A 268-nucleotide genomic window follows, 5' to 3' on the forward strand; every position below is an offset into this window, starting at 1 on the left:
CTGTCCATTTTATAAAGAAAAACAACCGGTTTCATATTACAAAAATACGGCTGTCATTAAAACGCGCCGCTGATATTTGTTTCCTGGGAGTTTCCTCTCTTGTACTGGAGCTTTCCTCTGGAATCGTTATTATCGTATTCAATTTCCTGATCCTTAAGTTGAACGGAAATACAGGTGTTGCCGCCTACGGAATCCTTGCAAATATCGCCCTTGTCCTCACTTCTGTTTTTACAGGGATCGCGCAGGGCATACAGCCTATCGTCAGCAG

The 268-nt window shown here is 43.3% G+C and carries 1 protein-coding gene; it reads right to left on the minus strand.

Features of this window, described 5'->3' with window-relative positions; all coding sequences use genetic code 11:
• Nucleotides 1-56 precede the first annotated feature (56 nt).
• A partial coding sequence (locus NE558_RS14650) for a hypothetical protein (RefSeq protein WP_330643508.1) occupies nucleotides 57-268 on the minus strand: 212 nt, incomplete at its 5' end.

The sequence above is a fragment of the Anaerotignum propionicum genome, from assembly GCF_024461735.1.
Classification (GTDB): Bacteria; Bacillota; Clostridia; order Lachnospirales; family Anaerotignaceae; genus Chakrabartyella.